This is a genomic window from Gemmatimonas sp. (genome assembly GCF_031426495.1).
Lineage (GTDB): Bacteria > Gemmatimonadota > Gemmatimonadetes > Gemmatimonadales > Gemmatimonadaceae > Gemmatimonas.
In genome coordinates, this window is the sequence record NZ_JANPLK010000001.1 from 23,369 (window position 1) to 37,270 (window position 13,902).

Sequence of the window (13,902 nt, forward strand, 5' to 3'; positions counted from 1 at the left end):
GGAGGGCACGCACAGTGCCTCAATCTCGGAGGCGATCGGGGGAAGTCAACAAAAACCACCTCCCCCGGGCGCGTTCCGTCACTTCTTGATCAACGGCTTGACGGCATCAGGGATGTCGAACGCCGTCGCCGGCGCGCCGTTGATCACGACGTTCGTGATCGTCATGAGCAACTTGTTGGCACCCATGTTCACTTCGGTCTTGGTCGGGAACTTCACGCCGCCGAACTCCTTGTAGTCGGAGAGCGTCGACGACACCTGCATCGTCCCCATCTGCGACTCCTGCACCGTTTCGGCGCCCACGATCAGCCCCGTCGCCACGGAGAAGTATTGCGTCGTCTCGCGCCCTGAATCCTTGCGGACGAGCTTGAGCTTATAGCTCTTCTCGCCGTTGAAATCGGCGACGCCCAGATTCTCCATCTTCGAGAAGCGGTCCGCCGGGTAGAGCATGTTGCCGTAGAAGTCCGCGCCTTCCAGCGTCTGGGCGAGTTCCTTGTCGCTCAGCAGCCGCGGGCCCTGCATCGGATTCGCATCCCATGCTATGACACCGTCGGTGCCCTGCAGCATCTCGCCGACACCGGGGATCGTGCTCTTCGTGGCCATCTTGTTCGGCGCGGCCTGATACGCCTCCACATCGGCCGTCAGCCCCATCGCCGGCACCTTCATGGTGGACGTCTGCTTGAGCGACGTGATCTTCATGATCGCATCCTTGCCGCCGATCGCGGTCACGTACTTCGCGAGCACCTCGGCGGCCGACGGCGTGGCCTGCGCAGAGAGCGAGGCCGATGACAACACCAGCGTCGCCGCAGCGACCGCAAACGAGCGTAAAGCCTTCATGTGCAACATCTCCAAACGAGGGAGGTGAATAGCGAACTGGTTGAGTCCAACGCGAGCGACATCGCCGTACTCCATACTTCGTACCCCATACTCCATACTCCGTACCCCCTACTCCCTACTCCGCCGTTACCGCCTACCCTTCTGCACGACCGCCCACGCGATCGCCGCATCCAGCGCCGGATCGCGACCCTGCAACAAGGCCTGACGCGTGAGCGGAACCACCCGGTCGGGCGTCACGCCCGCCCCCTCCAGCGGCTTGCCGAACGGATTCACAAAGTCGGCGATCGCGTGATACAAGATATCGCCGTTGGGCAGCCGCTCGGGCACCGACGGCAGCGCTTGTCCCGACGTTTGTACCCCGAACACCTGCGCGCGGCCGAGCGCCTGCATGCCGCCCGCAAAGATCTCTGTCGTGCTGATGGAGAGTTCGTCCACCACGATCGCGAGGGGGCCGGCGTACGGCGAGACGCCCTGCGATCGCGTGTTCACCCGGCGCGGGTTGGCTACGAACTTGAGCGTAGCCCCCCGCTGGATCATCGTGCCGATCGTCCGCGTGCTGTCGAAGAAGTGGCCGGCAATGCCCATCGACATGCCACCCACACCGCCGAAGTTCCCGCGGATATCCAGCACGATGGCGTCGGCATCGCGCAAGGCATCCACCGCCGCATCGAACTGGGGCGACAGGATCGGCATCCAGATGTTGAACCGGATGATGCCGACCGTCTTGCCGGCCGACGTGACCCGATCGAACGACAGCTGGGCGTTCATGGCGGGCAGATTTCCGAACTTGGCGACGACGCCTGGCTCCGGCGCCCGCGCCACGCGTATCGTCCGGTCGCGTCCGCGCTCGTCGGCGAATACCACCGTCGCGCTGTCGCCCACGGCGCCGGCGAGTGCCTGCGTGGCAATGGCGTACGCCGTGAGGGCCTCACGCCGCGCGTCAGGCTCCTTGGGCATCCGCGATAGTCGCGCGGACATCGGGCACCCATTCACCGATTGCACCCGCCAGCCGGTCTGGACGCCGGCTCGGGCCGCCGGTCCGTCGCGATCGATCTGCGCCATCACGATGCTGCCGTCGAGGTAACGCACCTCCGCGCCGATCGATCCGCTGCGGTCGGGAGCGGGCGCCCCGCCGGAGCCAGTTCCGGAGCCAGTCCCGGTCGCGTCGGCGATCTCACGCGGAATGATCGAGAAGTGGGACTGCTTCAGGCGCGCCACCATATCGGACAGCACCGCCCGTAACTCGCCGGTCGTCGTGGCTGCCGCCGCCTTGGGGCGCAGTTCAGCCCGAAGCGCCGCCCAGTTCACGCCGTTGTAGGTCGTGTCCCAGTGTGTGCGCCCGATAATGCTCCAGGCGCTATCAAAGGTCACGAGCGGATCGGACACCGGAGACGAGGCCAATGATGTCGAAACGGCTCCCGCCACTGGGCCGCAGGCCGCCGGCATGGGAATACGTGTCGTCGAACTCGCTACCGACCCGCCTGGCGCGGGACTTTGCATGGCAGGCGCGACCGTACCCCGGCATGCCCCGAGCAGTGCGGCGGCCATCAGGAGCAGCGGCACGTCGCGCCGGAGGGGCGGGAGTAGGCGATCGAAAGCGATGAGTCGCACAGTCTCGGGAACAGGGTGGTCAGGCACTCTGGACGAATACGACCAGAGGTGAGCGGCGTTTCATGAAAATGAGTTTTCTGAAAGTGGGAATGCGACCGCAGGCACACGAAATCGTGACGAACCAACATCCGGCGTCCCGCGGCCTCGCCGGGGAGCGGTGTAGCACATTACCATGAACGGTTGTGCGGTCACTCTATGTTCGCGCCTCATACAATACCATGTCTACTCGTCTCCACGCGTTGCACGCGGCCGGGCAGTCGCCCTGGCTTGACTATATCGATCGGGCCATGCTGTCCAACGGCGATCTGTCGCGACGTATCCGCGAAGACGCCCTCACCGGGCAGACGTCCAACCCGACGATTTTCGAGAAGGCGCTCGCGGAAGGCGCCGCATACGATGCGCAGCTGGCCACGCTCGACGGGTCCCGCTCGGATCGCGAGGCCTTCGAACTGGTCGCCACGACCGACGTGCGCGACGCCTGCGACGCCTTCCGCGTCGTGTACGAGCACACCGACGCCATCGACGGCTATGTGTCGCTTGAGGTCTCTCCGGATCTGGCGCGCGACTCCCATGGCACCGTCGCCGAGGCCCGACGTCTCTGGCAGATCGTCGATCGGCCCAATCTGATGATCAAGGTGCCCGGCACACCCGAGGGCGCCGAAGCCATCCGGCAGCTCATCGCCGACGGCATCAACGTCAATGTCACGCTGCTCTTCTCGATCGACGCGCACGCCCGCGTCATCGAAGCTTTCATTGCCGGTCTCGAAGACCGTGCCACGGCCGGCCAGCCGGTCGCGCGCATCGCGTCGGTCGCCAGCTTCTTCATCAGCCGCGTCGACTCCGCGATCGACAAGCAGCTCACCGCCATGGCCGCCGCGAATCCGTCCGCCGCCGAAACGCTCAACGGGCTGCAGGGTCGCGCCGCGATCGCCAACGCCAAGCTCGCGTACCGGCTGTTCACGGCCAGCTTCGCCAGTGCTCGCTGGGCCGCGCTCGCCGCGCAGGGCGCGCAGGTGCAGCGTCCGCTGTGGGCCAGCACCAGCACCAAGAACCCGGCCTACCGCGACGTGATCTACGTCGAGGAATTGATCGGCACCAACACCGTGAACACGCTGCCGCCGGCCACGCTCGAAGCGTTCCGCGATCATGGGGACGTGCGCGCCTCCGTCACCGAGAACGTCGCGGATGCCGAGCGTGTGTTGTCGGCGCTGGAGTCGCAGGGCGTGTCGGTGCAAGCGGTGACCGATACGCTGCTGGCAGAAGGGCTGGCCTCGTTCGAGCATTCCTTCGTCACGCTGTTGTCCGGCTTGAATCGTAAGCGCGCCGCGCTCGCGAACATTGCGTCCTCCACCGGAGCACCCGCTGTTGCCAGCCTCTGATGATGTCCTGACCATCCCGCGCACGGGACCTGAGCGCGCTGCCGCGACGACGTCCGAAGGGTCTGCTCCGTCGGCGTTCCGACGCGTGCACGTGCCGCGCACGAAGATCGTCGGTACGCTCGGACCGGCCAGCAATTCGGCCGAGGGCGTGCGGGCGCTGATCGAGGCGGGTCTCGATGTCGCACGTATCAACTTCTCGCACGGCACGCACGAGCAGCATGCACGAACAATCGCGACGGTGCGCGAAGTCGCCGAGCAGCTCGGCCGTCCCGTCGCGATTCTCGGCGACTTGCAGGGCCCGCGTATTCGCATCGGTGTCCTTCCCGAGAAGCGTGAGCTCGAACCCGGTACGTCGGTCGTCTTGGTGCCTGAAGAGATCGCCGCTGGCGACGAAATCCCGATCACGTACGCTGATCTTTGCCACGACGTGTCGCCGGGGAATCGCGTGTTGATCAACGACGGCCTTTTCGAGCTCGTCGTCACCAAGGTCGAAGCGCCGCGCGTCACGGCCACGGTGGTCCACGGCGGATTGCTGTCCAGCAACAAGGGGATGAACCTCCCCGGCATCGCCGTGTCGGCCCCGTCGCTCACCGAGAAGGATCGTGCCGATCTCACGTTCGCGGTGGAGCACGAGCTCGACGCCGTCGCGCTCAGCTTCGTGCGCAAGGCGCAGGACATCGAGGAACTCCGTGAGCTGATCCCGAAGTCGATGCTCATCTGCGCGAAGATCGAGAAGGACATCGCGCTGCAGAACATCGAAGAGATCATGAAGGCTACCGACGCCGTTATGGTGGCGCGCGGCGATCTCGGCGTGGAACTGCCGTACGAGCAGGTGCCGAATGCGCAGAAGGACATCATCGCGCTCGCCAATCGCATGGGCCGTCCCGTCATCACGGCCACGCAGATGCTCGAGTCGATGATCGACAATCCGCGCCCCACGCGCGCCGAAGCCAGCGACGTCGCCAACGCGATTCTCGACGGCACCGATGCCGTGATGCTCTCCGCCGAAACGGCGGCGGGGCACTACCCGCGCCTCGCGGTCGAAGCGATGCGCCGCATCATCACCGAAATCGAGACCCACCCGCGTCCCGGGATCGCCAATCGCGCCGACCGTCGCACCACCAGCGGCGTGAATACCGAAGAAGCCATTGCTGCCGCGACCGTCGCCGCCGTGCGCATGCTCGAATCGCCGCTGGTGGTCGTCTTTACGAAGAGTGGTTTCACGGCGCGCATCGTGTCGTCGCACCGTCCCAGTGTGCCCATCCTGGCGCTCACTGATGAGCCGCGGGTCTGCCGCCAGCTGTCGCTGGTGTGGGGCGTCGTGCCGCGCCTGGTGCCCACCGCACGCGGGTATGATCACATGGTGGCCATGGCGTTGCGGGAGGCCCTCGACATGGGTCTCGTCACGAAGGGTGATCGCGTATTGGTCACCGCTGGCGTGCCGTTCGACGTACCGGGCACCACCAACTTGCTCAAGGTCGAAACGGTGTGATCCGGCGTTCCGACGTCTCGCACGGGTGCCGTTGCTGAACGCATCAGTGAGCACATCCGCGCGCCTCACCTTTCTGGGAACCGGCACAAGTTTCGGTGTGCCGCAGATCGGCTGCGTCTGCGCGGTATGTCGCTCCACCGATCCGCGCGACAAGCGCACCCGGTGCGGTGCCGTGATCGAGACCGCGAGCGGTACGCGACTGCTTATCGATACCCCGCCCGAGTTGCGCCTGCAGCTCGTGGCGGCCGGTATCGGCGACATCGATGCCGTGTTGTACACGCATGAGCATGCGGATCACATTCACGGCATCGACGACCTGCGCGCCTTTACCATCCGTCGCGCCACGTCGCTGCCGTTGTACGGCGAAGCAGCCACCCTGCACACGTTGCGCGAGCGCTTTCCGTACATCATGGACGAGCAATTTCGTCCGTTGCCCGGCACGACCCGCCCGGAAGGCACGTTGATGCCGATTCAGGCAGGCGTGCCGTTCACGGTGAAGGATACCGACGTCCTTCCGATCGCGGTGCCGCACGGACGGGCCTCGGTGGTCGGGTACCGCGTCGGCGACATCGCGTACATCACCGACGCCAAGCTGCTGCCCGACACCGCGCGCGCCGCACTCGTTGGCGTGCGCGTGCTGGTGCTCAACGCCCTGTTGCGCCATCCGCATCCTACGCATCTCTCGATCGCCGAGGCCGTGGCGGTGGCGCAGGAGATCGGCGCTGAGCGCACCCTGCTGACGCACCTTACGCACGACAACGCGCACGCCGCGCTTGCCGCCGAGTTGCCTGCTGGTGTCGAGCCCGCGTACGACGGTCTGGTCGTGACCTGTTCATAAGTCCGTCGCACGCTTCGTTCGTTTCGTTGTAGCTCTCACGCGTTGTCGGAGTGACTTGCCATGTCGTTGTCGCTTGATTTCACGAACATGATGGGTGCGGCGCTGCCGCACGGCGCCGGTATCACCGCCGCGCAGCTCACCGACGCGGCCGGTGCGTTTGCCAAGGCGCACGCGCGCGTGCACGCGATGCAGGCCGAACTCGGCTTCCTCACGCTCCCGGTGAACGACGCGCTGCGCGACGCTACGCTGGCCGCGGCCGAGCATGCCCGCGGCCGGTTCGACGACGTATTGCTGCTGGGTATCGGCGGCTCGGCGCTCGGTCCGATCGCGCTGCGTACCGCGCTGCGCCCGCCGGCGTGGAATACGCTGAGCACCGAGGCGCGTGGTGGCCATCCCCGCCTGCACGTGCTCGACAATGTCGACCCGGCCACCATCGCGGCCACGCTCGCCCGGCTCGAGCTGTCTCGCACACTGGTGCTGGTGATCTCGAAGTCCGGCGGGACGGTGGAAACGATGGCGCAGTATCTCATCGTGCGGGACGCGTTGGCGCGCGCGGTGGGAGAGGAGGCGGCGCGTCAGCACCTCATCTTCATCACCGATCCCGAGGTCGGCGCGCTCCGCAAGATCGCGCGCGCCGAGGGCATCACGACACTCGAGGTGCCGCCAAACGTGGGTGGCCGCTTCTCGGTGCTGTCGCCCGTCGGTATGCTGCCGGCGGCGCTGATCGGGATCGATGTCAAGGCGCTCCTCGCTGGTGCGGCCGACGTCATGACGCGCGCCGCGAGCGCCGATCTCGCCACGAATCTGCCCGGCACCTTCGCCGTGCTGCAGCACATCGCTGACACCGCTCACGGACGGTCGGTGCAGGTGCTCATGCCGTACGCCGACCCGCTGCGCGACCTCGCCCTCTGGTTCGTGCAGCTCTGGGCCGAGTCCCTCGGGAAGCTGCGCAGCGATGGCACGCCGGTCGGGCCGACCCCGCTGCCGGCCGTCGGCGCCACCGATCAGCACTCCCAGGTGCAGCTCTTCATGGAAGGGCCGCTCGACAAGACGGTCACCTTCATCACGGTGAAGGGGCGCGAGCAGGAAGGACCGATCCCGGCGCGCCATGCGGACATTCCCGAGTTGAGCTACCTCGCTGGACACACGCTGGGTGAGCTCATTGACATCGAGCAGCGCGCCACGGCCGGTGCGCTCGCGGCGCGTGGCCGGCTTAACGCCACGCTCGCCATCGACACGGTCGACGCGTTTCACCTCGGTGCGCTCATGCAGACCTTCGCACTCGCCACTGCCTACGCCGGCGTACTGTACGACGTGAACGCCTTCAACCAGCCAGGCGTGGAGCTGGGTAAGAACTTCGCCTACGCCATGCTCGGCCGCGCTGGCAGCGAGCAGGCGCGCGCCGAATGGGACGCCCTGCCCAAGCCGGATCCACGCTTTCGCGTGTGATCCATTGCCCGACCACGCAGCGACGCGCGACGCCAACCGGCCTGAAGGGGAATTCCGGACTTGCCGCACCCGTCCCCGGAGTGGGAACTTTCACTGACAGACGCGGCGGGCTCCGGTAGGCCGGAGTCGTCGCTCATTCACCCTGACCCGCTCCGGCTCGCGCTGGGCAGGATTCACCACACGAATGTCCGATACCACGAAGCCCACGACGTCCTTGTTTGGCGGTGCCGTTACGGTGGACGGAGGGCGCGTTCAGCTGCATGACGCTGCCGTCCTCACCTCCGCGCACATGGATGCGCTGGTTCATCAGGCTGTCTTCGGGAACGAAGGCGAGCGCACCTTCGCCCGCTGGCTCGTGTGGGAGCTGGGTCAGACGGTCGGTGTTCGTGCCGCGTCGATCCACGAGCTGTACCTCGCGCGTGGAGCAGGCAAATGCAGCGGTTTCACCGTGCCCGCGATGAACATCCGCGCGCTCACGTACGACACGACCCGCGCCGTCTTCCGCACCGCCAACACGCTCAAGGCCGGCGCATTCATTCTCGAGATTGCGCGCTCCGAGATCGCCTACACCGAGCAGCGCCCCGACGAGTATGTGTCGGTGATTCTCGCCGCCGCATTGCGTGAAGGCTATCGCGGACCGGTGTTCATTCAGGGTGACCACTTCCAGGTCAACCACAAGAAGTTCGCGGTCGATCCGATCACGGAAGTCAACGCAGTCAAGGCGCTCGTGACCGAAGCGGTCGCGGCCGGCTTCTACAACATCGACGTCGACACCTCAACGTTGGTCGACCTCTCCAAGGAGACCCTCGCGGAGCAACAGCGGCTCAACTACGAAGTGTGCGTGGATATCACCCGCTTCGTGCGCGCAGCGGAACCGGCCGGCGTCACGATTTCCATTGGCGGAGAAATCGGGGAGGTTGGCACCGAGAATAGCACACCAGCCGAGCTCGAAGCGTTCATGGATGGCTTCAACGCCACGCTCGAGTCGCAGACGCCGGGTACGGCTGGGCTCTCCAAGATCTCGGTACAGTCGGGCACGTCGCATGGTGGTATCGTGCTCGCCGACGGGTCGATCGCCGACGTGGCTCTCGATTTCGACACGCTCGAGAAGCTCTCGAAGGTCGGTCGTGATCGGTATGGCATGGCGGGTGCAGTACAGCACGGCGCGTCCACGCTGCCAGACGCCGCGTTCAGCAACTTCCCGCGGCTCGAGACAGCGGAAATCCATCTCGCGACGAACTTTCAGACCATGATGTTCGATCACATCCCGGCCGCACTGCGGGCCGATATGTATGCGTGGCTGGACACGAACGCGAAGGACGAACGCAAGGCGACCGATACCGACGAGCAGTTCTACTACAAGGCGCGCAAGAAGGCGATCGGACCGTTCAAGAAGCAGTTGTGGGCATTACCCGCCGATGTGCGTGGCACACTCGGCGCGGCGTACGACAAGAAGTTCACATTCCTGTTCGAACAGCTCGGCATTGCCGGAACGCGTGCGATCGTCGAGCAGTTCGTGACGATACCTGAGCAGCATCGCCCGTTTCCGACGGGAGCCAGCACCATCGTGGCCGCCCCGGACGACGCGGATCTTTCGGACTGAGTTGTCAGTATGGTGTCGTACGTGGGGCGCGTCGGAACGGCGCGACGCCCACGCTCGATCCGCAACTCATCACTGCGTGTGAGGTGTGATATGGCCCGGTACGACGAGTACGACGATGATCGCGTGGTCGTGATCGAACGTGAGAATGGCACGAATGGCATCGGTACCTTTCTGCTCGGTCTTGCGATCGGGGCGGGGGCCGCGCTGCTGTTCGCGCCGGCCAGTGGTGCCGAAACGCGGCAGCGCCTGCAGGACGAGGCGCGACGTGCCGGACGCAAGGTGAAGGACATGACTGATGAGTTCGGCGAAAAGGTGGCCGATTCCGTCGAGAAGACCCGCTTCCAGTTTGACGAACAGGTGGGCCGCGCACGCGATGCCGTGAGTTCACGGGTGCAGGCGGTCGGTGATGCCGTATCGGCCGGACGCGACGCGGCGGCGCAAGCGCGTAGCGAGCTCGAACGTGCCGTGGCCGACAGCAAGCGCGCGTATGCCGACAGCCGCCGCGCGTACCGGGATCATGGTCGTCGACATGGGCCGGACGACACCGCCGCGCCCGACGATATGGTCTCGAGCTCCGGGGAGGAGTCCGCTGGCGCTCCGAGCGAAGGCTGAAAGCTGGTGGGACATTGTCCGACGCGTCTGGAATCAGGGCGCTGAGGACAATGTGCTGTTTCTGGCGGGCGGGCTGGCCTTCAATGTCCTGCTCGCCCTTCTGCCGTTCGTGCTATTGCTGATCTCCGGTCTCTCCTTCCTTCTCGGGAGCGAGACCACCGAAGCCGCCAACACCGTGACGGCGCTCGTCGATCGCCTGCTCCCCAGCGGGGCGAACGCCGCCGGTGAACTGCTGCGGGGCGTCGTGGCCGACGTGCTCAATACGCGCGGAGCGGTCACGGCGTACTCCGCCATCGGCTTTGCGTGGTTCTCCACGCGCCTCTTCGGTTCACTACGCAGCGTCCTCGCGCTGATCTTCGACGGCACCGATCGCGGGATCGTCGCCGGCAAGGTCTTCGACTTCGTCGCTACGATTATCGCGACGGTCGCGATTGTGGTCTACGTCGTAATCTCCACGTACGTCGATCTCGCCACGACGCGCGGTCTGGCGCTCTTGCAGGAAACGGGACTGCGCGCCGAGGCGATGGGCTTCGTGGGCTATCTGCTTGGTCGGCTGATGGCGCTTACGGTCGTCTTCGTGCTCTTCTACGCCATGTATCGCGGACTGCCACGTCGTCGCCCCAGCATGCGCACGGCGGCGGTCGGCGCACTCACCGCCTCCATCCTGTTCGAGATCGCACGACACCTCTTCGTGCTTTTTGTCGCGCGCTTCGATCCGAGTTCGCTGTACACGGGCACGATTGCCGCCATCGTCGCGATTGTCTTTTGGACATATTACGGTGCGCTGTTGTTTCTGATCGGCGGCGAAGTCGCGCAGGCGTTCGACCTGCGGCGAAACGAGCTCGCGGCCCTGCAGCAGGCTGAGGACGCAGCGCGCGCCGCTGCCGCCGCCACGCCGACACGCGCCAAACCGAACAAACGTCCTCCCACCAAACGTCCGTGACCCAATTCGCCGCTCCGTTGCTCGATGTGCGCAGTGATACCGTGACCCGGCCTACCGCCGCGATGCGACGCGCGATGGCCGACGCGGAAGTCGGTGACGATGTGCTCGACGGTGATCCCACCACACGCCGGCTCGAAGCCGTGGTGGCCGAACGGCTTGGCAAAGAGCGCGCGCTGTTCTTCCCGAGCGGCTCGATGGCCAACCAAGCCGCCATCTGGGTGCAGAGCACGCCGGGCACTGAGATTCTCCTCGACGCGGAGGCACACATCATCCACTCGGAGGTCGCCGCGACCGCCGCGCTGTGCGGCGTGCAGGTGCGCCCGTTGCGCGGATCGGCGCTGGTGTTTCGGGCCGCCGATCTGGCGGCAGGAATGCGTTCGCCGTCCAGTGATGGCATCGAGCCCTCGATGGTGTGTCTCGAGAACACGCACAATGGGGCTGGTGGCGTCGTGACGACGCGCGACGAATTGCACGCCCTCACCTCGGTCGCGCGCCGCTTCCACCTCGCGGTGCACCTCGACGGCGCACGCCTGTGGAACGCGGCCGCCGCCACCGGGACAGCACTCGCCGACTTCGCCGCCTGTGCCGACACCGTCATGGTGTCGTTCTCCAAAGGACTTGGCGCCCCGGTCGGGGCGTGCCTTGCCGGTCCGGCTGACCTCATCACGCGTGCCCATCGCGCCCGAAAACGCTTTGGTGGCGGCATGCGTCAGAGCGGCATCCTCGCGGCCGGCGCGCTGTACGGGCTCGAGCACCATCTCGACCGGTTGGCTGAGGACCATGAATCGGCGAAATATCTCGCGCATCTCGTCGACGGCGCCGGCGGGGCCAAGGTCGTTATGCCGGACACCAACATCGTCATGATCGACTTGCCCAGCCCCCGCGCCGATCAGGTTATCGCGCAGGCGGCCGCGCTCGGCGTGCGGATCTACAAGTGGCACGACACGAGGGTGCGCGCGGTGACCCACCTCGATGCGCCGATCGGGCTCATCGCCGAGCACGGACCGAAGATCGCGCAGGCGCTCTCGGAGGCCTTGGCGTAGCGGCGCTTCGTAGATAACAAAAAAGCGCACGGGAGGTCCGCTCTTTCGAGCGAATCCTCCCGTGCGCAGTGCTCCGGGCCTGACGAAGCGACGCCAGACTCCACGTGCCGCTGCTACCTTCGGGGTCCTGACGGATTTGGCGGGCTGTCGCCCTCCGGGACCCGGAGCAACTGGAAGTTAACCAGCCGCGGGGTGAAGTGGTACCCGCTCCTCCGCCGTGTAGATTGGACGCATGTCGCTCGCTCTCGCCCGCAAATACCGCCCCCGGAACTTCGCGACCGTGGCGGTACAGTCACATGTCGCCAACACGCTGAAGGGTGCCATCGCCAGTGGGCGAGTCGCGCACGGCTATTTGCTGTGCGGTCCCCGGGGGACCGGCAAGACCACGCTGGCCCGGGTGCTGGCCATGGCGCTCAACTGTGAGGAGCTCGCCGATGCCCGACGGATGAGCGGGACGGCCGCCGCCACTGAGTTCAGCGAAGCGATGGCCGCCGCCGGTGAACCGTGCGGCCGCTGCACCAGCTGTCAGCGTATCTGGAGTGGCAGCGCGTCGCTCGACGTCGTGGAAATCGACGCCGCGTCGAATGGTGGTGTGGCCGATGCCCGCGAACTGCGCGAACGTGCCATGTATGCGCCATCCGGTGATGACCGCTACAAGGTCTACATCATCGACGAAGCGCACATGCTGTCCCGCGATGCGTGGAACGCGCTGCTCAAGGTGCTCGAGGAACCGCCCCCGCGCGTGGTGTTTGTGTTCGCCACGACCGAAGCGCAGAAGGTGCTTCCGACGGTGATCTCGCGACTGCAGCGTTTCGATCTGAAGCGCATCGGCCCGGCCGAGATCCGTGAACGGCTGGCCGCGGTGCTCACCGAAGAGGGGGTGCGTTTCGAGCCCGATGCCTTGGGCATGATCGCCGGCGCGGCAGATGGTGGCCTGCGCGATGCGTTGTCGCTCACCGATCAGGTGCTGTCGCTCGGAGAGACGGCCGAGGTCACGGCGGAGCGCGTGCGCACGGCGTTGGGGCTCGTGCCCGAAGAGGAGTACCTGTTGCTGCTCGACATCATTGCCCAGCGTCGGGCCGTTGATGTGTTCGGCGCGGTGCAGCGACAGGCGGACGGCGGGGTTGATCTCATGCTGTTGCTGGCCGGCATCGGCCGCATGTTGCGGGCGCAACTCACGATCGCGCTCGGGGGCGTGCCGCCCGAGCTTTCGGAGCGCATGCGCGTGGCGCTCAACGAGCGAAAGGGACAAGTCTCCGCCGGCGACCTGTTGCGCATGCTGCACGCCCTGCTCGAGATCGAGCCGATGTATCGGCGCAGTGGCCAGCCGCAGCTGTTGCTCGAAACGTTGCTCGTCCGCTTCGCCTTGCTCGATCGCACGGTGGAACTCGAAGAGGTGATCAAGGGCTTCGGCGCCGGTGGTCACGACGATCCACCGCCGCGTCGTGTCGCGCATGAGCCGCGCGTCGCCTCGGCGCATGCGATCCCGCCCACGCCGCCGCCGGCCGTTGCGCCCGCGATCCCACAGGCGCCGCCGGCGTTTGTGGCATCGCCCTTGGTGGCGCCGCCGCGCTCGGCCACGCAGCAGGTGGCGGAAGCCGCCGCCGCGGTGCAAATGGCCGAGCAGCGCCCAACGCCGAAGGCCGCCGCCTCGGTACCACGGGTCGGCCCGCCGCCCTCGGTTGAGCAGCTCAAGGCGCGCTGGCAGAGTGTGAGTGACGCCATCAAAACGGCGGGACGCGGCATGCTGGCACAAGCCGTCGCGCGGTTGGTCCCCGCCTCCGTCTCGGCTCACGGCAGCGTAGCGCTCACCTACGATCCGGCCGACGATACCTTCGCCCGCGCCGCCGACGGCGCCCGCCCGGATATTCTCGCCGCGCTCCAAGCGTGCTTTGACGGTGTCACCGGGGTAACAGTGGTGTCCTCCGTGCATGCCGGCGCCCAGGCGCAGGCCCAGTCCCGCGCACCTCGCGATACGACGATACGATTGACCGCCCACGACGTGCAGCAGCAACGCACCGAGCAGCTCTCGTCGAAAGACCCGCTGCTCGAAGCCGCCGTGCGCGCCCTCGACCTCGAATTACTCGACTAACGCTTT

11 protein-coding genes and 1 other RNA gene are annotated in these 13,902 nt (G+C 66.2%); 9 read left to right on the forward strand and 3 right to left on the reverse strand.

Annotated features, from left to right (window positions below; genetic code table 11):
• Nucleotides 1-78: 78 nt before the first annotated feature.
• Complete coding sequence (locus tag RMP10_RS00115; RefSeq protein ID WP_310568509.1) at nt 79-834, reverse strand: hypothetical protein; 756 nt, start codon at nt 832-834, stop codon at nt 79-81.
• Between the two features lie 126 nt (nt 835-960).
• Nucleotides 961-2,220, reverse strand: coding sequence for a S41 family peptidase (locus RMP10_RS00120; protein ID WP_310568510.1), 1,260 nt, complete (start codon nt 2,218-2,220; stop codon nt 961-963).
• 443 nt (nt 2,221-2,663) lie between these two features.
• Here RMP10_RS00120 and tal point away from each other — a divergent pair, with 443 nt between their 5' ends.
• The 8 genes from tal (at nt 2,664) to RMP10_RS00160 (ending at nt 11,804) form a co-directional block, all read left to right on the forward strand.
• A complete protein-coding gene (gene tal, locus RMP10_RS00125; RefSeq protein ID WP_310568511.1) occupies nt 2,664-3,824 on the forward strand; it encodes a transaldolase in 1,161 nt (386 codons plus the stop codon).
• A complete protein-coding gene (gene pyk / locus RMP10_RS00130) occupies nt 3,811-5,316 on the forward strand; it encodes a pyruvate kinase (protein ID WP_309670449.1) in 1,506 nt (501 codons plus the stop codon). The genes tal and pyk overlap by 14 nt, the downstream gene beginning before the upstream one ends.
• Before the next feature lie 46 nt (nt 5,317-5,362).
• The gene (locus RMP10_RS00135; protein ID WP_310568512.1) at nt 5,363-6,154 is read left to right on the forward strand and encodes an MBL fold metallo-hydrolase; all 792 of its coding nucleotides are present in this window, start codon (nt 5,363-5,365) and stop codon (nt 6,152-6,154) included.
• Nucleotides 6,155-6,214: 60 nt separating this feature from the next.
• Nucleotides 6,215-7,603, forward strand: a complete 1,389-nt coding sequence (locus RMP10_RS00140; protein ID WP_310568513.1) for a glucose-6-phosphate isomerase — start codon at nt 6,215-6,217, stop codon at nt 7,601-7,603.
• A gap of 184 nt (nt 7,604-7,787) precedes the next feature.
• Complete coding sequence (locus RMP10_RS00145) at nt 7,788-9,206, forward strand: class II fructose-bisphosphate aldolase (RefSeq protein ID WP_310568514.1); 1,419 nt, start codon at nt 7,788-7,790, stop codon at nt 9,204-9,206.
• A gap of 90 nt (nt 9,207-9,296) precedes the next feature.
• Nucleotides 9,297-9,818 (forward strand): YtxH domain-containing protein, encoded by a 522-nt coding sequence (locus tag RMP10_RS00150; protein ID WP_309670453.1) that lies wholly within the window; start codon nt 9,297-9,299, stop codon nt 9,816-9,818.
• Entirely contained in the window at nt 9,736-10,761 is a 1,026-nt protein-coding gene (locus tag RMP10_RS00155; protein WP_309670456.1) for a YihY/virulence factor BrkB family protein, read from the forward strand. Before RMP10_RS00150 ends, RMP10_RS00155 begins: the two co-directional genes overlap by 83 nt.
• Entirely contained in the window at nt 10,758-11,804 is a 1,047-nt protein-coding gene (locus RMP10_RS00160; RefSeq protein WP_310568515.1) for a threonine aldolase family protein, read from the forward strand. The genes RMP10_RS00155 and RMP10_RS00160 overlap by 4 nt, the downstream gene beginning before the upstream one ends.
• A gap of 69 nt (nt 11,805-11,873) precedes the next feature.
• On the opposite strand, the gene ffs is transcribed toward RMP10_RS00160, so the two are convergent.
• An RNA gene (ffs, locus tag RMP10_RS00165) (signal recognition particle sRNA small type) lies at nt 11,874-11,970 on the reverse strand.
• Between the two features lie 66 nt (nt 11,971-12,036).
• Here ffs and dnaX point away from each other — a divergent pair.
• Nucleotides 12,037-13,896, forward strand: coding sequence for a DNA polymerase III subunit gamma/tau (gene dnaX, locus RMP10_RS00170; protein ID WP_310568516.1), 1,860 nt, complete (start codon nt 12,037-12,039; stop codon nt 13,894-13,896).
• The last annotated feature ends 6 nt before the right edge of the window (nt 13,897-13,902 follow it).